Source organism: Comamonas avium (assembly GCF_014836675.1).
Classification (GTDB): Bacteria; Pseudomonadota; Gammaproteobacteria; order Burkholderiales; family Burkholderiaceae_C; genus Comamonas; species Comamonas avium.
The window spans coordinates 50,533-74,491 of sequence record NZ_JACSQK010000011.1 but is presented as its reverse complement, the minus strand read 5'-3'; the positions used below and the strand labels follow the sequence as shown (position 1 = coordinate 74,491).

The window sequence follows — 23,959 nt, the reverse complement described above, 5'->3', positions numbered from 1 at the left end:
GGATCGGCCGCCAATGCGCTGGAGAGCCTGCCCAGCACGCACGCGCTGTACCAGCACATCGAGACATTGCCTGCCGGCACACCAGCGGCGGTGTTCAGTAGCCTTTCTGGCGATGCGCACGCCACCATGACAGGCACGGTGAACATGCTGAGCGCGCAAGCGCCCAACATCAGCCAGCAGCACTTGCGCAACAACCTGACCGCAGGCCTGCGTGCAGGCGCACCGATTGCCCAGTCGGATGGGCCGCTGCCAGCCTCGGCCTTGCCATCGTCCAAAGCCCTGCCTGCATGGGTAGAGGTGGTGGGCCACTGGCAAAAGATGGATGGCAACAGCAACACCCCCGGTGTGAAGCAAAACACCACGGGACTGTTCCTGGGTGCTGACGAAGAAGTGGGCAGCAGTGGCTGGCGTGTGGGTGGCTCGCTGGGTTACACCAGCGCAGATGCGCAGGTTAAAAGCCGTGATGCATCGGCCGACATCAGCAGCTACAGCGCTGCGGTGTATGGGGGCAAGGGCTTTAGCCATGGCGCCAACCGCATCAATGTGATTGGTGGCTTGGCGTATACCAAGCACAGCATTGAGTCTGAACGCAGCGTGGTCACTTTGAACCAGAACCTCAAAGCTGACTACAGCGCCCACACAGCGCAGTTGTTTGCCGAAGTGGGTTACGCCATGGGCCAGTACGACAAGCAAGGGTTTGAGCCATTTGTAGGTATCACGCTGGGCGAGCAGCGCACGAACAGCTTCAAGGAAAGCGGCGGGTTTGCAGCACTGAGCAGCGAATCCAGCCGCGACACACTGGCCAGCACCACGCTGGGTGTGCGTGCGCACAGTGACTTTGTGCTGGCAGGCAAAGACACCCGCGTGCGTGCATCACTGGGCGTGCGCCATGCCTGGGGCAATTTGAGCCAGAACCGCACCATGGCGTTTGAAGGCTCCAGCAGCTTTACCGTGGCTGGTGCGCCACTGGCGCGCAACACGGCGCTGGTGGGCCTGCAGGCTGAGATGGCGCTGAGCCGTTACTCGGCCTTGGTGCTGGGCTACAACGGTGAATACGGTAGCGGCAGCCGTGACCAGTCTGCCAGCGTGAAGGTGCGCTGGGCTTTCTAAGCGCGCAGTCTGCGCAAAGAACAAACCCCTGTCGGTGCAAACTGGCAGGGGTTTTTTAGTAGAGGGTGTCGCCGTCTGAGATGCTGACGACGAGGCAGAGAAGGGCGGCTGCGATCATTACTCAATGTTAGTCATCAAGAAGTACTACTTTATTCAGAAGAAAAGATTGATTTCTCCGTCGCAATTTGTTGCACAAAGCCCGCCTTATGTGGCTAACTGCGGACGTAGGTTCAATTGAGAAATACGGAATTGAATTGCTGGGTCTGTGATGGTCTGTCGTGAAATTTAGGTGATAGCACCGATTTAGCACAGACGCCTTGGAAGCCGCATGTTTATTGGGTTAGACGCGGGTTCAATTCTCGCCAGCTCCACCATCCACGACACCGCCACACACTGAAAACACTCAGAGTGTGGCGGTTTTCTTTTGCCTTGAAGTGTCCTGCGGTGTCGTTAAATTCACACCGAATTCACACAAGATTGACACAGATTATTTGGTGGTCGGCATTGGACTCCAAGTCCCTCTGCCACTCAAATCTGGCGCGACGTCGCGCTGCAGCTATAGCAGCGTTTGTGTAGCTTGGGGCTTTGTTCCTGCGCAGCTGGCGGGGTGTTCATGGAGTGCTTGAAAACAAAAAACCTGCTCAAGGCAGCTGGATAGAGACAAGCGGCTGCGACAAGCGGCAGGTTGTCCGACATGCTGGGGAAAAGCGCGGGCTTATGGTTGGTTCATGACTACACCACCTCCAAACTCAGAAGGTCAGGTTCCGACCTCATCTTCCAAAAACCGTTATGCAACTAACCGCACAGTGCAGATTGCGGTTGCGCTCATCGTGGTCATTCTTTTGATTGCTTTTGTTCCTTGGTAATTAGCCAGACGCCGCCTTAGAGCGCTTTGCAACCTGGGAAGTGGTTCTTGGCCTTGGCAGCCAGATTCTTTTTTGCGCAACTTTTTATTTGAGGAAAAGAATCTCATGCTTCTCTCCATCATTGATGCGCTGCATCACTATCAGTCCATCGTCATGCAGATAAATACGCACCCCGGGTGACGTTTTGGAATCCCAGTGGCAGGGGTTCTGGTCAAGGTTGTGCCACCCATGCGCAGTACTCAAACTGCGTGACTTCATCCGTTCGACCTGTATTTTGGACAGCCCGTTCATTTCGCAAATCAGAACCCAATGTTTCAAGAGCAGATCATGTGCTTCTTGGCGGCTTGTACAACGAGGCTGTGGATCAACAGCTTTTAGCAGCGCGTAGAAACGGCGCTCGAAAGTCGCTTGGTAATTCATGGTTAATGTGTAACCGAGAGAGACAATGATTGCAAATGTCCATTTCTGCAATGCCGATAAGGGCTTGTTTTATCTTGTTGTGTGCTTATCGCAGCTGAAAAAACCTGCGCGTCATGTTCCGGGTGGGCTGGTGGTGCTCATGGGGTTTGCTTCATAGAAAAAGCCCGCACGACTGGTGCCGAGCGGGCTTGGGGTGGGGCTTAGCCTTCACTGGTGGCTGGCTAGCGCCAAAAGAACCTGTATGCAGTCTTGTTAGCTTGCATGGGGGGCGTACTTGGGCTTGGCTGCATGCTTGGCCCTGATCTTGTTGGTGATGACCGGATCACTGATGCGGTGCAGCTCTACTTCTGCGGCGTTTTGCATATCAAGGTTGGAGGCAGAACAAAGCGAGGCCAGAGTGACTGTCACGCCACCCACTTCCTGACTGGGCTCACCAGCGGAGCGTGCAAAAACATAGTCCACCAGTTGCATGACTTCGCTGCGTGTGCAGCCCAAGGACTGCACCAGCTCTAAAGCTTCCTCCAGAAAACGGTGGTTGCGTTCGGTCGTGTCGTTGGCAATGGTTTCGCCAAAGCACTCGACCACCCAACGGTTCACTCGCTGTTGAAATGGCTCTGCTTGCATGTTTGGTATGGTTGTGCTCATTCACTCTCCAAAAGAAAAAGCCCGCAAGGCGTAGACCTTGAGGGTTGGTGTATTTGCTAAATATAGTTAGAAATGCAGATGCAGCAAGCGCTAGCCGCGACCGAAGTTGCAAACTGGCTTGCTGTGGTGCGGCTACTGCATTGCACTGGGGAGAATGATTCAGTTCACAACACCTCGCCGGCCAACGCGAACGCACGGGCCCGCATTCGCAAGTGCAAGAAGCTGCATCAGCTAGCTTGAGGTGGTGTGCGAAAACCCTGTCACGATTGCCATCAGGTCAGATGTTTGGGCTGCAAACAACTCACCAGATAGCCCTGGAGACACGCCAGGCGGCGGTGTTTTGTGCTTACGGGCTGGCCTACAGCTGGCTTGCTTACACGATGCTCTGCCTGGACAAACAAAAACAGCCCACGGTTGGAAGCTGCTTGGGTTTGGGTAATAAAAAACCCGCTCCAAGCGGGTGGGGTTGGTGTCTTAGACATTGGGCGGCTCGGGCTGAACCACTCTCTCGAATTCTGGATCCTCCGGGATGTCAGGCTCTCTGTCTGGAGAAAATGGTGGGTGGGGCGGATCGTCGCCGTCATTGGGCAACGTCGGGTCTTGCTGCTCAGGGTATGGCAGACCCACGGGATCCATTTCCTCATCCTCCGGTAGTGATCTGGGCTTTTTGGGTTGAATCATTGCATTCACTCCTTGCGTGGCTGCTTGATCACGCGGTTTTGTTGTTCCGTTGGCTCAGCTGGGTGTGGGCTTTTAGGGTTGCGTGGATCATTGAGATCAGAGGGGACGTTGGGATTGGCGCCTGGCTTTGCATCCTTGGGGTCGAATGCGGTGGGTGTCGGTTTTTGATGATCAGCTGTCATGTATGCACTCCTTTACGGTTGAGCTTTCAGGGTGATGCATGCCGTTCATCGGAGGTGTAGGAGTCCGGCCCCTATGTTTGGGGGGCTCGGGACCACACCCCTGTAGAGCTGGGCAACTCTTGCGTTCAATTACAAACCGCAGCCCTCTGTCACAAGGCTCTGTTACCCTCTGATGGCGCTCAGAGGGCAGCACCTATCTGTGCGCAGTTTGGGTGGTTTCCCCTTGCGGGTACTGTTGCATCGGCGGCGCCCTTCACCAGATGGCTGTGCTGAAGCGGGGACAGAAAAAAAACCCGCGGTGAGCGGGCATAAACCTTTGACCCTTGCAATCAATAATCTTGCTGCAGAGCACTCAGTGGGCCTCGCTTTTTTTGCGGCTGCTGCTGTTGCTGTTGCTGGTCGTTGTTTTTGTCTTTTTCACTGGGAGCCTTATCAGGCTGCGATGGTGGTGCTGTGCTTGATTGGGCGCCGCATCCATTCGCGCGTCCCCTCAAGGCTAGACAGCAGTTTTTTAACCATGACATATAGACCTCCAATTCTGGTCTGTCTTCAGTAACTCTAGGCCTCCCAATACCACAGTACGCTTTGATTGGGCAAAGACTGCCAGCGTTACATGAAATTGGTGAAGGTACGTAACTGATAGGCTCCACATACGCTCAAACCGCAGCCTTCTGTAACAAAACTTTGGTTTGTGGTCGCAGCTTTCCGACTTGTCAATGCTTGGCCGAGTTGACCCAGTACATCACCAACCACGACGTAGCCGCCTGCTATGCGCAAATGGCCGCCCTTGCAACCGCCTGCACCCAGTCACTGACCAAGCGTGCCCTGTTTCGCGAAATCAAAGCCAAGGCAGACGCTTCAAACGGTGGTGGACAGATCACTCTCTACAGGCAATGAAGATTGATTGATTTGACAGCTCCTACCGCTTGCTGTGTAAGCGGTTGAGGAAAATTTTGCTTGAATTTTGTAAGCATTAAAAAGCCCCTGCTGGCGTTGGCTGGCAGGGGCTTTGTGTTTAGCGTGCAGAGCTATTGCGGTGGCTTAAGCCCGGTTACCAGCGTGTGGTGTACATCAGGCGCAGCCCACGCTGAAAGCTGTGGCTGCTGCGTGTGAACTGCATTTCTGCCGCAAACGTACCAACCCGTGACTGCAGTCTGCTACCAAACCCCAGCTGTACACGGTTACGCCCAAGTGCGGTGCTGCTGATGCTGTAGCTTTGTGAAGACCCGGCCAAGTCCGCATAGCCAAGGCGCATATTGGATTGGTGGTCAAAGTCATGTTGCAGCTCCAGGCGGCCAAATGGCAGCAGCGTACCCCAGCGGGTGTCATGGCTGATTTCGCCGCGCAAGCCCAGCGATGCAGAGGTGTTGGTGATGCTTTGCTTTTCAAAGCGCAGCGCATGCCAGCCCGCACCTGTTTCCGTGTAAGCATCCAAACTGCTGCGGGCAAATTGCAAACGGCCGTAGGGTGAAAGCATCCAATGCTCAGTGCGCCATTCATACCCAGCAGACAGGGCTGCAAACCACTGAGAGCCATCACGCTCGCCTTGGGCAAACTCTCCAGCATCGGCTACCCAGCGGCGGGTGTCAAAACTCATGCGGCTGTAACCCAGCACACCGTCCACAAAATAAGCAGGTGCTGGGTTCCAGCTGCCATACAGAGCGGTACTCACCCCTTTGCTGTGGTTGCGGCTGCCTTCGCTGCCAATCTTTGTACGGTCATAGGCAAAGCCAATGCCCATGCCAACCGTCCATTCTTTGCTCAGCAAATAGTCCATGCCCATGGTGACGCCGCTGGTGGTAAAGCGCAGGCCATCATCTTGACCGGCAGTGGCGTCTGCAAAACCCCAATCCACCATGCCAGATGTCCAGTAGGCCAAGCGCGGGCGTGCTGCGCTACCCGGCTCGGCGATGGGGGTGTCTGCCGCTGGTAGAGCCGTCATTTGCGCATGTTCTGGAGCAATCTTGCCCATGAATTGCTGAGAAGCAGTCACAGAGCGTTGGGTGCCAGAAGCACTACCCACCTCAGAAAGCGGTACGTCTTGCCCTAAGGGCTGAGGTCTGGAGGCAAAGGCCTGCTCCGTATTCATGCCCTGCGCAGCCGCTGCTGCATTGTGCTGCGCGGCGCGGCTCCATCCCGGAGCCAGGCTGCCACGCTCCATGCGGCCCTGACTGCTGACGCACTCTTGCTGCTCCAGCAAACTGGTGGCACTTCGGCAGTTGCGCACTTGGGTGTTTACTGCCCGGGGCATGGCCAGCTGCAATCCGTTCGTGAATGTGCTGCGCTGGGGGGTGCGCAAGTGTTCCAGCCGCTGGGTGAAGTTCATCAACTGTGTGCCCGCAAAACGCACGGCCGCTTGCTGTTGCGATGTGGTGACACCGCGCACAGTCGCATCCGTTGTGGGGTCGGGGCGCGACTGCACGGCGAAGGTGACGAAGCCGTTGCCCACGCTGCCGCTGGCGGCCTGCAGGTTGAAGCTCACTACCGCGCTGCCGCTGAAGGCCGCAGCCGGGGCAAAGCTCATGGTGAATGGGCCGGTCATGCGTGCGGTACCCGCCGACGGTGGGCTCACCGACAGCAGCGTGGCGCTGGTGAACGGGCCGCCGGTGGCGCCCTGGGTCAGGTCGACGCTGGCGGTCTGACCGGCGGCCACGGTTTGGTTGCTGGGTGGTACTACTACGGACTGGGCCTGCACCTGCAAGCTGTAGGGCTGGGAACCGGTAGCTCCGTTGGCGTCGGTGACGGTAATGGTCAGGTTGAAGGCACCACCGGCAGTGGGGGTGCCGCTGAACACGCCGCTGCTGGTGTTCAGGCTCAGGCCGGCCGGCAGGTTGCCGGATGTGATGCGGTAGCTGTAGGGGGCGGTGCCCGCGGAGGTGGTCAGGGTCTGGCTGTAGGCCGTGCTTTGAGTGCCGTTGGGCAGAGTCGTCGGAGTGATCGTCAGGGTGGGCGCACTGACGGTGATGCTCACCGTGGCCGGGCTGGAAGTGCCGCTGGCGTTGGTGGCGGTGTAGGTGAAACTGTCGGCACCGGAGAAACCGGCGGCAGGCGTGTAGCTGATGCTGGTCCCGCTGGCCGTGGCAGTCCCGTGGCTGGCGGCGCTGGCCACGGCGACGCTGGTGGCGGCGCCGCCGGAGATATTCAACGTGATCGGGTTCAAGCTGCTGTTGGCCGGCACCACTGCGATGACGGCGGTGGAAACCGGCACCTGGCCGCCGATGGTGATCGAGTAGGCCTGGGAGCCGGTGGCGCTGTTGGTATCGGTGGCAGTGATGGTCAGGTTGTAGGCGCCAGCGACGCTTGGTATGCCGCTGATCGCACCGGTGCCGGTGTTCAGGCTGAGGCCGGTTGGCAGGCTGCCGGATGTGATGCTGTAGCTGTAGGGTGCGGTGCCGCCGGTGGAGCTGAGGGTTGCGCTATAGGGCGTACCGACGGTGCCGTTGATCAGGGAGCCGGGGCTCAGGGTGATGCTCGGGGCACTGACCGTCAGGCTGTACGTCTGGCTGCCGGTGGCGCCGTTGGTATCGCTGGCGGTGATGGTCAGGTTGAAGGTACCACCGGCAGTGGGGGTGCCGCTGAGTGTACCGGTGCTGTTGTTCAGGCTCAGGCCGGTCGGCAGGCTGCCGGATGTGATGCTGTAGCTGTAGGGTGCGGTGCCGCCAGAGGCGCTGAAGCTGCTGTTGTAGGTAACACCGACGGTGCCGTTGCTCAGGGAGCCGGGGCTCAGGGTGATGCTCGGGGCACTGACCGTCAGGCTGTACGCCTGGCTGCCGGTGGCACTGTACCGGTCCTGCACGCCGATGCTGAAGTTATAGGTACCACCGGCAGTGGGGGTGCCGCTGATCACGCCGCTGCTGATGTCCAGGCTCAGGCCGGCCGGCAGGCTGCCGGATGTGATGCGGTAGCTGTAGGGGACGGTGCCCGCGGAGGTGGTCAGGGTCTGGCTGTAGGCCGTGCTTTGAGTGCCGTTGGGCAGAGTCGTCGGAGTGATCGTCAGGGGGGGCGCACTGACAGTGATGGTCACCGTGGCCGCCGCCGAGGTACCGCCGGCGCCGGTGGCGGTGTAGATGAAGCTGTCACTGCCCGAATACCCTGCGGCAGGGGTGTATCTGATGCTGGTGCCGCTGGCCAAGGCGATGCCGTGGGCCGGGCTGCTGACCACCGCGACACTGGTGGCCGCGCCACCGCTCAGGCTCAGGGTAATGGGGTTGCTGCTGCTATTGGCCGCCACTGTGGCACTCACCTGGCCAACCGCCGGGGCAGGTAGGACATAGGTGTAGGCATTGGTCAGGGCGGCGCTGCCACCCGGTGTGGTGACCTCCACGGTCACCGCGCCTGCAGCATGGGTCGGGGTGGTTGCTGTGATGGTGGTGGCGTTGTTGACGCTAAAGCCGGTGGCGGATTTTTCGCCAAACCTCACCGCTGTGGCTCCGGTAAAGTTGGTGCCTGTCAGGATCACACTGTCGCCACCTGTCGTGCTACCGCTGTTGGGGCCTACACCAGCGACAGTGGGTGCTCCCTGCGCATGCACATAGCTGCTGCATAGCAGCAAGCTCAAAATCAGCAGCCCCTTACGCCAGAAGGCATGTAGCCAACCTCTCAACGGGTGCCCCTTCGTGGTGGATGGATGTGGGAAGCCGGCGTCCAGCAGCAGACCAAAGAATGGAGCCATATAAGTTCAAAGCAAAAGGGATGTGAAAAACTGCGAGTGGCAAGCACCGGCAACCGCCAATGAACCAGCGCGGTCTGGCACGGGGTTTTGTCTAGATGCTATTAACAAAAACTCGCATTGGAAATAACTGATTTCAGGTATTTTTCAGTTTTTTTATGATTTTTGAGCGGCGCTGTTTACAACTGCACGCCATGAATGTAGGTGTAGATATATCTGGGTGCAGGCATATGTGTTCAGGGGCGTGGTTTACGCGGCAAGTTGTCTTGCTGTGGCGCAATGACTGCATGGCGCGCAGCAATCCGACTAAGTTAAAGCTGCGCAAGGCCTACCAATCAGGTTTGCTGCGCTCAACAAACCCAAACCCTGCCGGTGCAAACTGGCAGGTTTTTTCAAGAAATTTGAATGAAATAGCGCTCTAATGCTTAACCAATAAGCGTTAGCGGCTATTAAATAAAGCCTGCCCGCCCGTCACATTAACACTGCCCGGAAGGTGAGCGGTGGCTGGGGCTTGCTGTTGCTGCCAATGTGGGGTGCTATGGGCGCTGCCGAGGTGATGGAGCTGACCGAGGCGGTAGCAGAGGAGGCGCAGCAGCTTGTGCGGCACGTAGCTCGTGGATCTGGGCGCGTTCGCTTAGGCAGTTGGTGCAGGCCGCGGCAAGGGCGGCAAGCTGTGTGTCGTCGGGCATGGTGTCTGCCCTGGCAATGTGCTGTGGCAGCTCGAGCAGGCTGGGCTGGCCGCTGTACTCGTGGCCAAAGCTGAGCAGAACGCATTGACCCCATTGAAGCTCGATGCCAAGCGAAAAAGAACAATGCAGCAGCTGCGCATTCAAGGCTATTGCTAATGAATGGTACGAAAAACAATGAAAAATGCAGAGTGAAACCTATGCGGATCGCTGCTGTAGCCTGCTAAGCGAGATTTGTTTCCTTGTCAGAAGCCATGACATTAGAGGAAATACAGGCAGCAAGCTGCTCGAAGCTATTCGCGTCGTTGAGAAGCGAGGTGTTTTTGAAACAGCGGCCTTGCTTTGCTGCTATGTAGCCGGCTTTGGCAGTATGCAGCAGCTACAGATGTCATTGAGCGTGATATCACTGTTGATCTAAAAGCTGCTTTAACTCCTTATGGAGAAAAAATACTTTGTGCAATAGTTGGCTCCACAGAAAAAGACTGCGCGTTGTGGGCAGGGCGATCTGGAGATGAACAAAAGTACACAAAATTCCAAGATGACGCGGTCTAAACTGCATCTGCTCCAACTCTTTCATTAACAAAAATGAAGCAACTATTTGGTCTGATCTTGCTGGCCACTTTCTTGACAGGCTGTGCGGTGTATACACCGAGCGGCTCGGTTGTCGTTGACCCTGGACACAGCGGTGGGCACGACCACGGGGGGTTTTGTCCCCCCGGCCAAGCCAAAAAAGGCAACTGCTAATACAACGTGCCCATAAAAAGCCCGCTCGATGCATCATCAGCGGGCTTTGTTTTCATTAAAAGTGCCACTATTTCTTATCTGGCAAGCGGTATTTGCTATGTTTTATTTTAGGAAAAGTATTTCTTTTTGATCGTCATCGTTGGTGCGTTGCATAACTATCAGACCATGATCGTGTAGATAAATGCGAACTCCAGTGGATGTGTTCGAGTCCCAGTGGCATGGGTTCGGTCAAGGTTGTGCAACGCATGCGCACCACTCAATCTGCGTGACTGCATGCTCGCTCATGGCTAAGAAAGTTCGCACTAGGTGGACTTGGCGTTGAGTTAAGCGGCTTGGTGTAGTGCCTGCCGTTAGCTGTAGTTAGCTTTAGCTAGCTAGCTAGCTGGCGGCCAGTGCCTGTGGCGGACCACGCTGTTGCCACACATCGCACCTGGGCTGTCTTGACGATGGGCTGTCAGCCGTACTGGCTTCAAGCTCGTAGCTATCAGGAAACCCTTGTACCTGAAACAGCCCCCGTGGAAACAGCATGCGCAGGCCAATATCAACAATGGCGTAGGGCTCACCATGGTCCATTACCTGGACGAAGCGGTCGCGGGTAGGAATGGTGTGCCGCAGATCGGGCAGCTCTTGCCCGCCTTTGTCGCTGCAGAACTTCACAAGGAAGACTTTGACTTCGGCCCTGCAGATGCTCCGGTTATAGTGCCTGACAAATTCAGTTACGAACTAATCCACCAGCGACTGTCTGAGACAGATGGCGCAGACTGGGCAGGCCCCTGGGGCTTGATGTGGCATACGTTTGTTACGTTTATACATCGGAATAATCACTGTGGCTAACCGTTGCTATCTCTACTCAACCAATGTCATCCCTGGGGCAAGCGATGAGCTTGACGATCGAAAAATGATTGGGATTGCGGAATGGGATTACGAAATACCCATTGTTTCCAAGTTACTTCTCTCTGGTAACCCTAAAACTTGCCGTTCTTCACTTTGGGAAAATCCAGAGGAAATAGCTTTGATAGGTGACTACGCCTCCGGCGTAAAAAATCTTGAAAATTTCTTGTCTCAAATTGAGCTTGAAGCAGCCCAGAACTTGATTGCTGAAACCATCGAATTTTTGAACAGACCAGAAAATCAAAATCAATACTTTGTTTTTGAGTGCGGTGAAATTTTTGACATGGGCGACACACCGCTTTTTGAGCAAAACCTTGCGCTCCTTGAGGAGCTTAAAAATATGCAGCCTGAAGTGGAAAGGGCGTTGCAATCTTTGGTGCCTCCCCCCATCGAGGTGCACAAATCTGCTGGCTTTTTCGCAAAGCTGTTTGGCCGGACCTCCAAATCCTCCGTTCCTGTGCACGATTTAATGAAATCTATCGATGATCTCGGGCTGGGTAATTGGTCAAATATTTTGTATTTCGACTTCAGTGGTGACTAACTGCCTGAACAATCAGCAAAAGAGCGGTTATAGGAATGGATTTTTTGCCGTTCAGGTACAAGTTTGTACAAGGCAATGCGCTGATTGGCCTTGATGGCATGCGTGTGTCACTAAGTGCTTGAGTTGTAGGCAGCTGATGTAAGAAGACCGCGTTAAGCGGGCTTTTTGTTGGTGGTGGATATGGTTGAAAGAAGTAGGTCACCAGTAACTGCCCATTGCTTTTCACGGGTCTTTCTTTTGTCCCTGCTCGACTGCTTGCCACAAAACAAATTCGAGCTTGCCCAGCAGTTCGCGCCATGCGTGGATTCGGTGTGGTCCTGTAGCGCCCTTGCTTGGGGCTTCGCACACCAGTACGGCAGAGATGCTCAATTGGGTGCTGCTGGCGCTGGCCCATGGGTAGATAAGCAGGCTAAAAGCGGTGGTATCTGCACCAGAGCGCTGGCTGAAGGTGTGCTGGATCTGCTCTTTGACGTTGACAAGATTGACGTGGTTCGCACGAAGGGCGCAGGTCAACAGGTAGTACCGGAGTAAGTCAGTTTTTCTTTGCCTTGCCCTTGAGACCAAACTTACAGGCCAAGTGTTCAAAGAAAGCGCAGGCCCAAGTACTCAGTGTGGCCGTACATGGCATTCAGACGCTCGTGCACCTCACGGGTGCAGTGCACATTCATGCGCTTGATCTGCAGAGCCATGTCCTGGTGCTGGGCATCGAGCAGCTGTCAATCGGTTGCGTTAAATCTGAATCGGTGGCCGCTGTAGCAGTGCAGCAGCATGCGCGCAGCTTCGCCGGCAGTGCTGTGACAGTGACCTTGCGCAAGGTAGAAGAAGTAGGCCGGCGCACGCTGTGCGGTGTTATCGCTCATGATCGGGGTCTCTGGTGGTGTGGTTCAAGTCATCACCTGATGGCTCGATGGCTCTGCTTGACGCGCCGGGGGCATGTTGCCCACGCGGCTCTCAGGTGGTCATTTCAAAATCTCTCGGCAAAAAAATGCCCACTTTTGTGGGCGTATCAAAGGAAAAAGCATGCAAGTAACTCTTGAGTTTGTACTGGTGAATGAAGATGTTGCTGACGCAGCCCCTATCCCCGGCTTTGATGTCAATGAAGTGGGTGCACTGGCCGCTGTTCCACTGCCAGGAGACTGCGTGTGTATGTTTGAAGATGGGCCAATTTATGAGGTTCTGGACAGAACCTTTAACTGGCACTCACCGACGCACGTACGCGTTGAGGTGTTTGTTGAACTGCTTGCCGACGAAGACGACGATGGGGATCTTGATGACTGAGCTGTCGTCGCTCTTTAGGTGACTGCAGCTTTTGATTGCTGACACGTTGGTTTTTGCCCCGCCAGGTCTGCATGGCTGGGCCATTAATGCCTTGGTATGCAGCCAAGTACTGGTTGGCAAAACCAGTCCCATCGCGCCGGGTGCGCACTTGGCCGGTGGTGCTGCTGATGCGAATGACAAGCCATTAACCGAGGGCGAACTTGAAGCGCGGTCAGTGGCTGTGCGGGGCCGGGCCTTTTGTCCAAGGGCCGGGCACAGGGGAAGGGGGGCGACGGTATCAAATTTGGTTTTGAGGTCTGTGCAGGGGGCTGGGCTGGCGAGTCATCGATTGAGTTTTTAAAAATACTGAGTAGTTAGTTGGCTCGGCAGTTTTTGCCTGAGTTGGTGCTTGATCGATCTCTCCCTTACACGCCTTGTAGCGCTGCGCAATTTATTTGCCAAAGTATTTGCCTTCGTGCCCACCGCACTTGAATTTTAAAAACAGCAATCAACGGCAGTAGTGCTTTGATGAGCATGTGAAGCTCTCTGTAATAAAAAAACCCGCGCAGTGTGAGCTACGCGGGTTTTGTAGATGTTGGGGAGGGCTGTTTTTACAGCAGCCAGCGCATTGCCAGTGAGGTGCATACCAAAGCCAAGCCAGCGATGGTGCAGATGAGTGAAGCGCGGCTCAGTTGTACGGACTGGCGGAACATGTCGCGCAGGGGCAGGTTGAATGAGGCGCCCATCTGGCTCCAGGCAAAAGTCCAGCAAATGAAGCCTGCAATGGCGACAAGGTAAGAAATGTCTTTTGTGTTGAGCCAAGAGACGAGTGACAGCAGTGTGCAGAACACGCCCATGCCCATACCAAGCCATGATTTGATAATTCGTTGCGGTGCAGGTTCTGTGGCCATGGTGGTTGGGGTTGAAGTAAGGAGCAGCTACCAAGCGCAGCTAGTGCGGGTGTGTAGTCTAGGTGCGTTTGGGGTGGTTATTTTTTGGTTTGGGGGCGGGCAGCTAATACCTGATTGCCCCAGCGGCGTTGTCTGCCGTGCGCTGAGTGGCAAACTGGGGCGTAAAAAAACCCACCGAAGTGGGCTGAAATTGAAAAAGGTAAAAGGGCCGCTTTTTAGTAGTAAGGAACACCGTAGTGATCGTATACACGGCGGCCATACTCGTCGTTGTATTCAGGCCAAGTGCTATTTTCGTAGCGAGGAGCGTTGTCCAGCTGTTCTTTGGAAACTGAAACCACGTAACCGCCTTGGTTGGGGTCGTACTTGAGGCTGTTCCATGGGAGTGGGTACAAGTCGGTACCTATGCCTAAAAAGCCACCAAATTCCATGACTGCATAACGAACTTGCCCGGTGATTTTGTCGATCATCAGTGAGTCGATGGAACCCAGCTTCTCTCCAGCTGGGTTGTAGACGTTCGTGCCGTTGACTCGGGAGGACGAAATGACGGACGACGCTGAGTTGATTGTTTGCATTGGAGTTCCTTCTCAGAATTCAAAACTAGAACCATTGCTTGCTTAAAGCAGAGGGCACTTGCCCGTTATTGCTTTTGCTTTTGAGGCTGCTGCTGCTGCCCTGGCTGGTTGTTCTGGTTGGGGTTTTGCTGCTGCTGTTGCCCGGGCTTGGGGGTACTTTGCCCCGGCTGCTGCTGATTCAGGTTTTGCTGCTGTTGCTGCTTTTCCTTGTGGTTGGGATTCTGTGGCTGGTTGTGTTGCGACATTTCCGTAGCTCCTTGAGGTTGGCAGACAAGCAAAGTTGCTCGCCTTGTTGATAGGTTCGCACAGGAGTCGCGTTCGCCTTGTAAGTGAATGGCTGCTGGGATTGTCAATAATGGTTGTTATTACAAAATACGTTATTTTTAATGTTTTTTAACGATAAATTTGTGTATTTGGTGGTGATTGATGGGTTGGTGGGTGGAGTTTTGTTTGTGCATTTGTGCTGGGAAGACAAAAGCCGCGAAGAGCGGGTTGGCTCGGTAAGGCTATGGGCTGATAGGAGTGGGAGGTTCTGGCAGAGCTATCCACATTGATTCAGGAGCTTTAGGCTGTTTGGCTTGTTTTCTGGGTGATCTGGGCCTTATTCCGGGTAAAGGTTGCCCACTGGGCCCATTTCTTTATTTTTGGGAAGTGATGCAGCCCCTCTGGGTTTGCTCACTGATCACTCCTTGTGCGGCTGCCTGATGAGCTGATAGTTTTGATGCGTTGGTCCATTCGGGGGAGGGCTTTTGGGACTGCGCGGGTCGTTTGGAGCTGAACTCTTTATTCATAAAGCGTTAGTTGCTATCAAAAATGAAAATGCCAATTACATCGTGGCTGGCCAAAGAGACCGTTGGGAATGCATACACCAAGGCCTGGCACGAACGAGGCTTTACCAAGCTTAGTGCGATGAAGATTGGCACCATGAACGGCTGTCACTGCGTCAGCATTTCATTGTTGAATGCCTGGTCTGTTTGACGCTATGGTGTCGCCATGCCTTTGAAACGGCCACTGGCTGTGTCTGGCATCAGCGGTGGTCCTCTATTTTTTTGCAGACAAGGTGATTTCTTCATGGCTTCTAACTCCGGCGCTTCCTGCGGTTTCCCGTGGCGTTTTGGTCCCATCCGTGCCAGAGGCTGCGTCTGCAGCAGCCCCATGTGTCAGCGCCTGCACCAGCGGGTCACCGAAGACCTGTCGCGTCGCAGCTTCATCGGAGGAGTGGCTGCCATGCTGGCCCCCTTTGCGCTGCCTTCCGGGGCCATGGCAACCACGGCGGATGACAAGCGCCCGCTGCTGCTGACCAATCTGCGTTTGTTTGATGGCTCTGGCAAGTCGGTGCGAAACGGCCTGCAAGTGCTGGTGCAGGGCCAGCGCATTGTGGATGTGCTGCCGGCTTCAGCCACAGTGGAGGGAGCGCGCCTGCTGGACTGTCAGGGCAAGCTGGTAATGCCGGGGCTGATTGATGTGCACTGGCACACCATGCTGGCCGGAATTTCTCAGATGGCGGCCATGTCGTCGGATTTGGGTTATTTGTATTTGGTAGCTGCTCAAGAGGCGCAGCGCACGTTGTTGCGCGGCTTTACTGCAGTGCGTGATGCGGGCGGGCCGTCATTTGCGCTCAAACGCGCCATTGACGAGGGGCTGGTGGCCGGGCCGCGCATCTACCCCAGCGGGGCCATGATTTCGCAGACCTCCGGGCATGGAGACTTTCGCTTGCGCAGCGATCTGCCACGTGCCGACAACGCTCCGCTGAGCTTGGTTGAAAGCACTGGCGTAGCCATGATTGCCGACGGTGAAGCCCAGGTACTGCGCCGCGTGCGCGAACAGTTAATGCTGGGCGCCACGCAGATCAAGATGCTGGCTGGTGGTGGCGTGGCATCCATGTATGACCCGCTGGACAGCACCCAGTTTTCAGAGCGTGAGCTGCGTGCTGGCGTGGAAGCCGCCAGCGACTGGAATACGTATGTGATGACCCATGTTTACACCCCCAAGGGCATTCAGCGCTCCATCCGCTCAGGGGTCAAGTGCATTGAACACGGGCAACTGGCCGACGAGGCCAGCGTGCGCATGATGCGCGATGAGGGTGTCTGGTGGAGCCTGCAGCCGTTCCTGCAGGATGAAGACAGCAACGTCTACCCTGACCCTGCACGCCGCGCCAGCCAGAAGCAGGTGGCCGAAGGCACGGTCAACGCCTATGCCATGGCGCAAAAGTATGGCGTTAAGACCGGCTGGGGCACGGACATTTTGTTCAACCCCCAAAACACCGTCACTCAGGGCAGGCAACTGGCCAAGCTAACGCGCTTTTACGATCCACTGACTTTGCTGGGGCAGGCGACAGGCACCAACGGCGAGCTGCTTGCGCTGTCCGGCGAACGCAACCCCTATCCCGGCGCGCTGGGCCGCATTACTCCTGGCGCATGGGCTGATCTGCTGGTGGCTGACGGCAACCCTGCCGATAACCTCGACTTTCTGGCTGACCCTGACAAGCATTTGCGCTTGATCATGAAGGGCGGCCAGATTCACAAGAATACGTTGTGACACGTGCCATGATATTGACACCCACGACCGCGTCACAGCACGCGCGTTAAGCATTACTGCCCCCTGCTTGCTTGCTTTGGGGGCTGGTCTGGCACAGGCCCAACCGGAGCAGGGCGATGTCTGGCGTTTTCAGGCTACGCCCTACCTCTGGATGACTGGCTTGCAAGGTGACATCCGCCCTGCGCGCCATGCACCAACGGCGCACGTGTCGCAATCTTTTTCGGATGTATTGAGTGATTTGGACGCCGCCGTCTTTCTGAGTGCCACCGCGCGCAAAGTTCGCCATGTGCTGCATGCCGATGGCAGCTACGCCGACGTTGTCGGACACCGCCAGCCTGCCCATGGGCCTGAAAGCCCGCGCCAAGGTGACGCAAAGCGCCCTGACGCTCAGCGGCGGCTACAGCTTGCAGCTGTCGCCAGAGGACAGCCAGGACGTGCTGGCAGGCGTGCGCTGGTGGAGCATTCGCGCCACAGTGCAGGTGCAGCCATTGCTGCAGGTCCAGACCAAGGACACTTTCGCGGACCCTATCGTGGCGGTGCGCTGGCGCCATCAGGTGCACCCGCGCTGGTCCACCTTGGTCTATGCCGATGTCGGCGGGCTGGGAAACTCAGAATGTGGGGTCAGAGTTCACATGGCAGTTGCTGGCCGTGGTGAACTACCAGCTGCGTGACAACATTTACGTATCCGCCGGCTATCGCCAGCTGAGTGTGGACTACCGCAGCAACGGACGACGTCTGGACTTTGGCATGGGCGGCCCGGTGCTGGGGGCTACCTTTCGCTTCTGAGTTTTCGCACCGCAGCGCGGGCTGCAGGCGTCCTCACCTCAGGGCTGCTGGTGGGTTGCAGACCCGTCAGATAGAACAGCCGGCTCGCTGGGCGTGCGCTGGCAAGGTGTTGCTCGGCCTGCATGCGGATCTGGGTGAAAGTGGGGTGTGCGCGGTAATTCGATGCGATTGCGCCCAGCCTCCTTGCCACGGTACAGGGCAGCATCTGCATCGCGCATGGCACCCTCTAAAGCTTGTGTGCTTGCGAAGGGGCGCGAAACACCGATTGTGACCGTGCAGCGCAGAGGGTGCTGGGTGCCAGCAACATCGATGGCCTGCTCTTCAATGCCGGCCCGCACACGCTCAGCCAAACGCATGACGCCAGCACTGTCCGTGTCAAGACAGATGACCACAAACTCTTCTCCGCCAATGCGGCCTGTTAAATCGCCATGGCGCGCCGTGTTGCGCACCACATCGGCCACATGGCATAGCACCGTATCTCCAGCCTGGTGCCCATAGGTGTCGTTGATGTGCTTGAAATGATCCACATCCATCAGCAGCAGGTGCGCGGGGGCGGGGTTTCGGGTATTGAAAAAAACCTTGAGTGCTTCAGACAGCCCCCTGCGATTGAGTAACTGCGTCATGGGGTCACGCCCCGCCATGTCACGCAGATCATCAGTCAAGCGCCGCAGTACCAGCCAGACGATCGAAGGCGGTATCACCGTGGCCAGGGATGACATGTAGATGTAGAAAGCCATCTGAAAACTGCTGTCCATGTCCAGCGCTTCCAGACCACCGTCCAAAATCTTCATGAACTTCATCGCATTCAGTACACAAATGCCACTGATCAGCAGTGCAAAAATAACCATTTCTGCGTACAAATCTTTGGCAAATGTACGCACGCCGTAGATGATGGTGAGCGTCATGCCCAAGAACAGCAACGAGGAAATGCCCGCCAGCATTGCATAGCGTGCAGCCTGGCCCAGACTCCACTGCACCAGTACTTGGGCAAGCACGTACACCACGGAAAACGCTATCAACGGTCGCCACAGCGGGGCGGCATAACCAAAGAAACGCATCGAGCCGAGCCAGTAGGCGATGGGGGCTGCAAGTGTCAGGGTGTGATTGACTACGCTCATCACGCTCCAGGCAGGGCCTCCCTCTGCCAGTTGCAGTACATAGGCAAACCCTAGCAAGAGGCTGCCCAGGGCGAAAAAATCCATGCCCATTCTCTTGCCCTGCAAGCGTTTGCTGATAAGCAAAAACATGAGTGCAAAGCACAGCAGGTGTGCGCACAGCATGCCAACAAGGATGGTTGCAACCATGAGGATCTTTAAAGGCCGGTAAGAGCAGATGCGCGCAGCTAGGGCTGGTTGCCACGGCAATTGCCGGCATTCAGCACTAGATCAGGCAAAACAGCTCAGTGTAATGACTTGTGCATAGATTGGCTGATGGGCCGCAATCCCATTCAAGTAATCCCCTGCAAGCATGCCTTGTTGCAGTTTGAGAAGAAAGTGTGTCTGAGGCTTGAATCGACCCGCTTTTCCTGGATAGCAGCCAGCCTCACGCCATTGCGTTTCTCCAACGCTATGCAAGCCAGGTCATCTGCAGACGAATGTCTGCGGATACCCTTCGTGGGCGCTGATATGGGTGATGCTGGTTACCCAACGGTGTAAGACAGCGGCCACGCCATGGCCGTGTTGCAAGTTTTGTTGGAGAGCCTGCATTTTGAATTCTTGTGGGTAGCGTTGTGTGTTCACATGGACTCCTGTTTAAACGGAAATAGGAGGCTGATAGCGATCTACAAAACTCTGGGCGATTCAGACAGCTGAAAGCCGAGTGCTGATGCTTGCGCGCTTTATGGAGTTAGGCGGTCTAGCGCAAGACAGAGGGCTGCAGAAATGAAAAAACCCGCCGAGCGTGAGCGGGGCGGGCGGGGAAGAAAGTGCCGGTGCCTTTCGGCATGCCATGGGAATTAAGAGAGTTCGGGAGGGAAAACCACGGGCCAGCAGAAAACTTGTTGATGAAAAATCGCTGCGTCGCAAACGGGGCGCTTCAAACAGCTCGCTTACATCTGCTAACAATATCTGATTCTTCAGCGTTTTCTCCCTATGGAGAACCCTCGATTTCTGCACGGCTTGGACAAAACTGGCTGTAGTGCCCAGCGAGTGAAGAAAGCGCTCCGAAGAGCGCTTTTTGCTGGAGGTCAGGCTGCTTGATGTTTGACGTCCAAACCTTGCTTTACAGCATCCTGCATGCGCTGATCAGGTACATCGCCGGGTACTGATTTACGGTTGGGGTCTTCAATGTGCTGGGTGACTTGCAGGTATGTGAATTTTCAGGAAAGAAAAATCAGCAAAGGCGTTGTTCAGGGTGCAGGAGTTTGAGTCGCAGACGTGTGCCACGCATCTAGATGCCTAGGAATTCGAATGGCGCAGAGGGCTTGAATTGCTGCGTAGCATTGCCTGAGTATGTGTGGCTTTGGTCAGTGCCAAGGTCAAGTTTGAGAACTTTGCCACTTCGCGGGCTGAAGTCGAGAGCCTTCAGGTCGACCCAAAAAGTGTTGGGGGTGAGGGCAGATTCAAAAAAGTACAGCTTGCGCTGGTGGTCGAACACGGTGCGCCAGCGCGTAGACGAAATGTTGGGCTCGTCTGGGGTATTCAAGCCATAGGGCACCGATACATTGCGGATAACGCTGAATACACTGGCCAGAGCCTTGTTGGGATCAGGTTCTTTGGGGATGGCGTTTACATAAAACGATGCCCGTGCAAAACGATCTGCCGCCCGATTGGTGCCGGGCAGCATGGTGGTGCCGCCAATTTGCTTCCAGTATGCGTCTAGAGCCAGCTGCTGCTCAAAGACCGGCGAGTTGGTCATGACCTGGTAGGCGCGGCTGTGGTGAATGACTTGCTTGCCGTCGATGTACTCGACGATTGCGCTGTCGCCGCTTGCATCCGACATGGACAGGTGCAGTGTTGTCAGCCGGTTTTCGCCGGGCACGCTGTCTGAGACGATGGTGAATGGCTGCTCCTGCAGTGCAGCCACGGCTTGCGCGACTGTTGCGAAATTGTCCAGCACGTACTGTGCCCAGGCAGCAATCGTCAGGCCGGGTTTGCTGCTGGCATCGAACACCGGGTATTGCGATTCCACCAACCACAGCAAATTGGCGTTCAGTCCTGCTTCGTTCACTCCATCGGTGGTGGAGATGTCGTAGCCTGAGGTGATGACGCTGCCGTACTTGGATGTCCAGCGCAGTGTGTTGGCTCCCGTTTGCCCGGTGCGCTCCATACCTCGTGGCAATACCCAGAGATTACTGACGATGTCGCTTTTCCAGTCCATGGATCGGGCCGTCATGACCTGACCTGCAGCGCCGTGGTACACCAGCCTTGTACAGGCCCATGTGCTAGATACGCCAGCAAGACCTGAAAGACCCAGCAGCAATGCTGCCAAGGGTGAGCGAACGCGCGGCATATCGATCTTCATCAAGCTCTCCTGGTCAAGTAACGACATTGTGGATGGCTGTTTATACCGCCCATTGACTGCAACTGCGACGGTGCGTCTGTGGGTCTGTGGGTCTGTGGGTTCTTGCCCGTCAGTGGGCGCAGCCGGATGCTTGCGTGAGTGCGTTTGGCCTTTGCGTGTTCTTTGTTCTGAGGGCTTGGTCGCTGTGTGCGGAGTGAGCCTGTGGGGCAAAAGGTAAAAGGCAAAAGGTAAAAGGCAAAAGGCAAAAGGCAAAAGGCAAAAGGCAAAAGGCAAAAGGCAAAAGGCAAAAGGCAAAAGGCAAAAGGCAGGATGGTATGGATGAACGGGGCAGAGAGTTTGGGCAACTTTGCTACGGGTTCTTTTTTTCAAACAAGGCTGCCAGCAACTGATTGGAACGAGCTGCATCACGCAAAAACGGTGGCACGGAAAGCGCCAGTAACAAAGCCGCAAGTGGAACAACACAGAAGAACCCTACGTGCTTAAACCCCAGTGCACCCGTGATGCCACCCAGCACAAACATGGCAATCAGCCCTGCTGAAGTGCGCATGCGCGTCCAGTCGTGCAGTACAGGCACTGCTTGCGCTGGGCGGGCCAGTGCGTGACGCCGCCAGAAAATCATCTTGCCAATTTCCATGCCCAGGTCTGTGAAATTTCCGGTCATGTGCGTGGTGCGTGTACTGCCACCCGATGTTTTAGAGCCGACTGCGTTTTGCAGCCCCATCATGAAAGACAGCAGCAACACCGTCAGTGGCACGGCAAAGGGGGTGTTCCAGGAAAGTGTGGCCGCACCCATCAGCCCGAAGGGGAAGAGCATCAACGCTTCCAGCATCAGGGGCAGGGCGTACACACTGTGCAGGCGCTGCTGTCGCCCCCAGTTGACCAGCATGGCGCAAACGGCAGAGCCTGCGGTAAATGCAAGGATGGCGCCCAGCGCATTCAAAAGCAGCTTGCCGTTCTCCATCACCAGGCCGTCAGCCACTTGCGACGCAAATCCTGTCATGTGTGAGGTGTACATGCTCAGCACCAGAAAGCCGCCGGCGTTGACGGCACCTGCGTTGAAAGCAAGCAGCCATCCGAGAGCCACGTTGGTTGAACGTGACCGGTGGCGGTTGGTAAGGTGGCGAAATCTGCGCATCACAAAGCTCCACGAACCTAATTGCATGCCGACGATTGTCGGCCAACTTGTGTGGGTGGTCTGCTCGGGGGCAGTCGTTGATGGCTCCTGCAGGTGTTTCAGATATGCAAACAAGTGCTGCTCGCACTGCCATCTGGGCAGGGCCACGTCGGATGGGGTGGCGCTTTGGCTGCAGGGGCAGCACTGTGTTTTTCAGGCCAGGCAATGCATAGTTGCTGGTTGCCCAATGAAAGCATGTGGCACATGCCGCTACATGCCACCACATGCCACCACATGCCGCTACACGCAACTACACGCAGCTGAACAAGAGAACACAAGACAAGAGAACACAAGAAGAACACGCCCCGGGCATCCGTAAGTGCGCCTTGTGAGGCTGAACGCTGGACCTCAGCAGGTGGGATGGCGGGATTGCGCTTGTGGCTTGCCACGCGCGCTAGCCAAAGTCCAGTTCGGGCAACAGTTCTTGAAGTTTTTCCAGCGCAGATGCCCCGCAAAGACAAGACACTTCACCCAGTGGATCGGTGCTCTCTAGCAGTACATAAGCCATTGACCAGCTCGGAAACCAGCGCTTGTCTGTGCGTGGTCCATTGTGCTGGGGGGTGAAGTTGATGTGCCGGGGGTCGCGGGCCAGTTGCCCTATGAGAAAGTCAATGGCCTGAGCCTCTCCCTCGATGTACTGGGCAAAACGTTGACCATCGAATATCAGCACTCCAGTGATGGCATGGAGCTGATTGAAATCCCGCGCTGTTTTCACAATGTCCGCCACACAGCTGAGCTCTGCGGTTGGAGCCAGTTCGCTGTGGTACATAAAGCACTGAAGTTCTTGGTGCATTCAATCCTCCTAACACCAGGAAGTATCGCGATGTTGTGAGCGATGGATGTCGTTTTGGTGTCTCATCTGCGCAAATGCTGTTTGCGTCGCTGTGCTTGCTGCATATGCAAGCCGCGTTGCGATGCCGGACAGGCGTGTGCGCCCCGGTGATTTTTGGAGGGTGCTGACCAGCGCTAGCGGCGCAAAGCGTGACAATGCGCGCTGTTGCTCTATATGGAGATCATTGTGACTCACCCCGCTGACCATGCCGAACTGATAGCTACCTACCGCAGGGCGGCAGCTGATGCATCCAAAAAACATGACCTGATCAAAACCGTGGCTAACAAGGGTCCCAAAGCGATCGAGGCCGCTGTAGATACTGCAGCCAAAGCTGCAAAGCGCCGCGATTCTTTTGCTGCCAAGTTGGCCAAATTGGGCGTGCAAGTGCCAGATTGAGCGGCTCTTTGGCTTTGCGCGCGCTGCAGCAAAGTGCAGTGCAGGACTTTGCCGTTTTGAGAGTTCTCTGAAAGAAAGCCCAGTCGTTGCTGTGCATTAAAAAAGCCCCGAGGTCACACCTTCGGGGCTTTTTTTGATGAGAGAGCTGCAGCGTGCTTAGAAAGGCTTGGCGCCCATCAAACCTGTCAAAGCGATCAACGCAACGAACTGCAGCAGCAGAAAAATGCGCCGCATGCCGGTCTTGCCGGGTTCTGCGCTGCGTTTGGCAAAGCCAATGCACAGGCCGTGAAGGACGTAAAGAATCAGGCCAATGTACGGATACATCATGTGCTGCCAAGGGCCCACAAAGGTGACGGCCAGACCGGTCAGGGCCGCGATGCCACCAAAGATGCGGGTAAAGACATAAATCAGCGTGGACTTGGCTGCGGGCGTGGGCTTCCAGGCCATGGCCAGATAGACGACGGATGCGAGCAGTGTGAGCACTGCGAACAGCATGTGGGAATGTTTGAGTGCGGCGTACATGGGGCAGGTTTAGTCAGAGGTAAAAATAAAAATATAGCTGTTAACGCTTATGTATGCTTGATTTGAGTAATGTT

25 protein-coding genes are annotated in these 23,959 nt (G+C 55.9%); 9 read left to right on the top strand and 16 right to left on the bottom strand.

Annotation, left to right across the window (positions count from 1 at the left end; translation table 11 throughout):
* Nucleotides 1–1,110 (top strand): autotransporter outer membrane beta-barrel domain-containing protein (locus H9646_RS17810; RefSeq protein ID WP_191724735.1); only part of this gene is annotated, 1,110 nt, incomplete at its 5' end.
* Between the two features lie 728 nt (nucleotides 1,111–1,838).
* Nucleotides 1,839–1,976 carry a hypothetical protein gene (locus H9646_RS17805; RefSeq protein WP_191724734.1) on the top strand — a complete coding sequence of 46 codons (138 nt, stop codon included), beginning with the start codon at nucleotides 1,839–1,841 and terminating at the stop codon, nucleotides 1,974–1,976.
* Between the two features lie 84 nt (nucleotides 1,977–2,060).
* Here the strand turns inward: H9646_RS17805 and H9646_RS17800 are convergent, their stop codons facing one another.
* From H9646_RS17800 to H9646_RS17785, 4 genes are all read right to left on the bottom strand, one after another.
* Nucleotides 2,061–2,396, bottom strand: coding sequence for a hypothetical protein (locus H9646_RS17800; protein WP_191724733.1), 336 nt, complete (start codon nucleotides 2,394–2,396; stop codon nucleotides 2,061–2,063).
* A 252-nt stretch (nucleotides 2,397–2,648) separates the two neighbouring features.
* The gene (locus tag H9646_RS17795; RefSeq protein ID WP_225214313.1) at nucleotides 2,649–3,041 is read right to left on the bottom strand and encodes a hypothetical protein; all 393 of its coding nucleotides are present in this window, start codon (nucleotides 3,039–3,041) and stop codon (nucleotides 2,649–2,651) included.
* Between the two features lie 474 nt (nucleotides 3,042–3,515).
* Complete coding sequence (locus H9646_RS17790; RefSeq protein WP_191724732.1) at nucleotides 3,516–3,668, bottom strand: hypothetical protein; 153 nt, start codon at nucleotides 3,666–3,668, stop codon at nucleotides 3,516–3,518.
* A gap of 59 nt (nucleotides 3,669–3,727) precedes the next feature.
* Nucleotides 3,728–3,904 (bottom strand): hypothetical protein, encoded by a 177-nt coding sequence (locus H9646_RS17785; protein WP_191724731.1) that lies wholly within the window; start codon nucleotides 3,902–3,904, stop codon nucleotides 3,728–3,730.
* A gap of 720 nt (nucleotides 3,905–4,624) precedes the next feature.
* On the opposite strand from H9646_RS17785, the gene H9646_RS17780 reads away from it, so the two are divergent.
* The gene (locus tag H9646_RS17780; RefSeq protein ID WP_191724730.1) at nucleotides 4,625–4,801 is read left to right on the top strand and encodes a hypothetical protein; all 177 of its coding nucleotides are present in this window, start codon (nucleotides 4,625–4,627) and stop codon (nucleotides 4,799–4,801) included.
* A 154-nt stretch (nucleotides 4,802–4,955) separates the two neighbouring features.
* Here H9646_RS17780 and H9646_RS17775 read toward each other — a convergent pair whose 3' ends face one another.
* Together H9646_RS17775 and H9646_RS17765 are read right to left on the bottom strand one after the other, a co-directional pair.
* The gene (locus H9646_RS17775) at nucleotides 4,956–8,507 is read right to left on the bottom strand and encodes a putative Ig domain-containing protein (protein ID WP_225214312.1); all 3,552 of its coding nucleotides are present in this window, start codon (nucleotides 8,505–8,507) and stop codon (nucleotides 4,956–4,958) included.
* A 1,874-nt stretch (nucleotides 8,508–10,381) separates the two neighbouring features.
* On the bottom strand, nucleotides 10,382–10,660 hold the full coding sequence (locus tag H9646_RS17765; protein ID WP_191724727.1) for a hypothetical protein: 279 nt from the start codon (nucleotides 10,658–10,660) through the stop codon (nucleotides 10,382–10,384).
* Between the two features lie 169 nt (nucleotides 10,661–10,829).
* On the opposite strand from H9646_RS17765, the gene H9646_RS17760 reads away from it, so the two are divergent.
* A complete protein-coding gene (locus H9646_RS17760) occupies nucleotides 10,830–11,435 on the top strand; it encodes a DUF7822 domain-containing protein (protein WP_191724726.1) in 606 nt (201 codons plus the stop codon).
* Nucleotides 11,436–11,657: 222 nt separating this feature from the next.
* On the opposite strand, the gene H9646_RS17755 is transcribed toward H9646_RS17760, so the two are convergent.
* Both H9646_RS17755 and H9646_RS17750 read right to left on the bottom strand, forming a co-directional pair.
* Nucleotides 11,658–11,948 carry a hypothetical protein gene (locus H9646_RS17755; RefSeq protein ID WP_191724725.1) on the bottom strand — a complete coding sequence of 97 codons (291 nt, stop codon included), beginning with the start codon at nucleotides 11,946–11,948 and terminating at the stop codon, nucleotides 11,658–11,660.
* A 203-nt stretch (nucleotides 11,949–12,151) separates the two neighbouring features.
* Entirely contained in the window at nucleotides 12,152–12,295 is a 144-nt protein-coding gene (locus tag H9646_RS17750) for a hypothetical protein (RefSeq protein WP_191724724.1), read from the bottom strand.
* 160 nt (nucleotides 12,296–12,455) lie between these two features.
* Between H9646_RS17750 and H9646_RS17745 the strand changes: the two genes are divergently transcribed.
* Nucleotides 12,456–12,713: a hypothetical protein gene (locus H9646_RS17745; RefSeq protein WP_191724723.1), complete on the top strand. Its 258-nt coding sequence runs from the start codon at nucleotides 12,456–12,458 to the stop codon at nucleotides 12,711–12,713.
* 590 nt (nucleotides 12,714–13,303) lie between these two features.
* Here the strand turns inward: H9646_RS17745 and H9646_RS17740 are convergent.
* The 3 genes from H9646_RS17740 to H9646_RS17730 form a co-directional block, all read right to left on the bottom strand.
* Nucleotides 13,304–13,603, bottom strand: a complete 300-nt coding sequence (locus H9646_RS17740; protein ID WP_191724722.1) for a hypothetical protein — start codon at nucleotides 13,601–13,603, stop codon at nucleotides 13,304–13,306.
* 215 nt (nucleotides 13,604–13,818) lie between these two features.
* Nucleotides 13,819–14,175 carry a PRC-barrel domain-containing protein gene (locus H9646_RS17735; RefSeq protein WP_191724721.1) on the bottom strand — a complete coding sequence of 119 codons (357 nt, stop codon included), beginning with the start codon at nucleotides 14,173–14,175 and terminating at the stop codon, nucleotides 13,819–13,821.
* A gap of 65 nt (nucleotides 14,176–14,240) precedes the next feature.
* On the bottom strand, nucleotides 14,241–14,420 hold the full coding sequence (locus H9646_RS17730) for a hypothetical protein (protein ID WP_191724720.1): 180 nt from the start codon (nucleotides 14,418–14,420) through the stop codon (nucleotides 14,241–14,243).
* Between the two features lie 826 nt (nucleotides 14,421–15,246).
* On the opposite strand from H9646_RS17730, the gene H9646_RS17725 reads away from it, so the two are divergent.
* The 3 genes from H9646_RS17725 to H9646_RS18610 all read left to right on the top strand — a co-directional run bounded on the left by H9646_RS17725 (nucleotide 15,247) and on the right by H9646_RS18610 (nucleotide 17,499).
* Nucleotides 15,247–16,713: a metal-dependent hydrolase family protein gene (locus H9646_RS17725; protein WP_191724719.1), complete on the top strand. Its 1,467-nt coding sequence runs from the start codon at nucleotides 15,247–15,249 to the stop codon at nucleotides 16,711–16,713.
* Between the two features lie 293 nt (nucleotides 16,714–17,006).
* Nucleotides 17,007–17,384, top strand: a complete 378-nt coding sequence (locus tag H9646_RS18515; protein WP_225214311.1) for a hypothetical protein — start codon at nucleotides 17,007–17,009, stop codon at nucleotides 17,382–17,384.
* Nucleotides 17,365–17,499 (top strand): hypothetical protein, encoded by a 135-nt coding sequence (locus H9646_RS18610; RefSeq protein WP_263598970.1) that lies wholly within the window; start codon nucleotides 17,365–17,367, stop codon nucleotides 17,497–17,499. The genes H9646_RS18515 and H9646_RS18610 overlap by 20 nt, the downstream gene beginning before the upstream one ends.
* Nucleotides 17,500–17,537: 38 nt before the next feature.
* Here the strand turns inward: H9646_RS18610 and H9646_RS17715 are convergent, their stop codons facing one another.
* The 4 genes from H9646_RS17715 to H9646_RS17700 form a co-directional block, all read right to left on the bottom strand.
* On the bottom strand, nucleotides 17,538–18,803 hold the full coding sequence (locus H9646_RS17715; protein WP_191724718.1) for a GGDEF domain-containing protein: 1,266 nt from the start codon (nucleotides 18,801–18,803) through the stop codon (nucleotides 17,538–17,540).
* Nucleotides 18,804–19,887: 1,084 nt separating this feature from the next.
* Nucleotides 19,888–20,961, bottom strand: a complete 1,074-nt coding sequence (locus tag H9646_RS17710; protein ID WP_191724742.1) for a linear amide C-N hydrolase — start codon at nucleotides 20,959–20,961, stop codon at nucleotides 19,888–19,890.
* 349 nt (nucleotides 20,962–21,310) lie between these two features.
* Nucleotides 21,311–22,096 (bottom strand): YoaK family protein, encoded by a 786-nt coding sequence (locus H9646_RS17705; protein ID WP_191724741.1) that lies wholly within the window; start codon nucleotides 22,094–22,096, stop codon nucleotides 21,311–21,313.
* A 433-nt stretch (nucleotides 22,097–22,529) separates the two neighbouring features.
* Nucleotides 22,530–22,928, bottom strand: a complete 399-nt coding sequence (locus tag H9646_RS17700) for a BLUF domain-containing protein (protein ID WP_191724717.1) — start codon at nucleotides 22,926–22,928, stop codon at nucleotides 22,530–22,532.
* Between the two features lie 225 nt (nucleotides 22,929–23,153).
* Between H9646_RS17700 and H9646_RS17695 the strand changes: the two genes are divergently transcribed.
* Nucleotides 23,154–23,363: a hypothetical protein gene (locus H9646_RS17695; RefSeq protein WP_318244944.1), complete on the top strand. Its 210-nt coding sequence runs from the start codon at nucleotides 23,154–23,156 to the stop codon at nucleotides 23,361–23,363.
* 156 nt (nucleotides 23,364–23,519) lie between these two features.
* On the opposite strand, the gene H9646_RS17690 is transcribed toward H9646_RS17695, so the two are convergent.
* Nucleotides 23,520–23,885, bottom strand: coding sequence for a hypothetical protein (locus tag H9646_RS17690; RefSeq protein WP_191724715.1), 366 nt, complete (start codon nucleotides 23,883–23,885; stop codon nucleotides 23,520–23,522).
* Nucleotides 23,886–23,959: the final 74 nt, after the last annotated feature.

What these genes read in the sequence shown, in the direction of transcription:
- H9646_RS17805 (WP_191724734.1), top strand. Translation starts at nt 1,839, where the DNA reads ATGACTACACCACCTCCAAACTCAGAAGGTCAGGTTCCGACCTCATCT.
- H9646_RS17800 (WP_191724733.1), bottom strand. Translation starts at nt 2,396, where the DNA reads ATGAATTACCAAGCGACTTTCGAGCGCCGTTTCTACGCGCTGCTAAAA.
- H9646_RS17795 (WP_225214313.1), bottom strand. Translation starts at nt 3,041, where the DNA reads ATGAGCACAACCATACCAAACATGCAAGCAGAGCCATTTCAACAGCGA.
- H9646_RS17785 (WP_191724731.1), bottom strand. Translation starts at nt 3,904, where the DNA reads ATGACAGCTGATCATCAAAAACCGACACCCACCGCATTCGACCCCAAG.
- H9646_RS17750 (WP_191724724.1), bottom strand. Translation starts at nt 12,295, where the DNA reads ATGAGCGATAACACCGCACAGCGTGCGCCGGCCTACTTCTTCTACCTT.
- H9646_RS17745 (WP_191724723.1), top strand. Translation starts at nt 12,456, where the DNA reads ATGCAAGTAACTCTTGAGTTTGTACTGGTGAATGAAGATGTTGCTGAC.
- H9646_RS17740 (WP_191724722.1), bottom strand. Translation starts at nt 13,603, where the DNA reads ATGGCCACAGAACCTGCACCGCAACGAATTATCAAATCATGGCTTGGT.
- H9646_RS17735 (WP_191724721.1), bottom strand. Translation starts at nt 14,175, where the DNA reads ATGCAAACAATCAACTCAGCGTCGTCCGTCATTTCGTCCTCCCGAGTC.
- H9646_RS17730 (WP_191724720.1), bottom strand. Translation starts at nt 14,420, where the DNA reads ATGTCGCAACACAACCAGCCACAGAATCCCAACCACAAGGAAAAGCAG.
- H9646_RS17725 (WP_191724719.1), top strand. Translation starts at nt 15,247, where the DNA reads ATGGCTTCTAACTCCGGCGCTTCCTGCGGTTTCCCGTGGCGTTTTGGT.
- H9646_RS18515 (WP_225214311.1), top strand. Translation starts at nt 17,007, where the DNA reads ATGCCGATGGCAGCTACGCCGACGTTGTCGGACACCGCCAGCCTGCCC.
- H9646_RS17715 (WP_191724718.1), bottom strand. Translation starts at nt 18,803, where the DNA reads ATGGTTGCAACCATCCTTGTTGGCATGCTGTGCGCACACCTGCTGTGC.
- H9646_RS17710 (WP_191724742.1), bottom strand. Translation starts at nt 20,961, where the DNA reads ATGAAGATCGATATGCCGCGCGTTCGCTCACCCTTGGCAGCATTGCTG.
- H9646_RS17705 (WP_191724741.1), bottom strand. Translation starts at nt 22,096, where the DNA reads ATGCGCAGATTTCGCCACCTTACCAACCGCCACCGGTCACGTTCAACC.
- H9646_RS17700 (WP_191724717.1), bottom strand. Translation starts at nt 22,928, where the DNA reads ATGCACCAAGAACTTCAGTGCTTTATGTACCACAGCGAACTGGCTCCA.
- H9646_RS17690 (WP_191724715.1), bottom strand. Translation starts at nt 23,885, where the DNA reads ATGTACGCCGCACTCAAACATTCCCACATGCTGTTCGCAGTGCTCACA.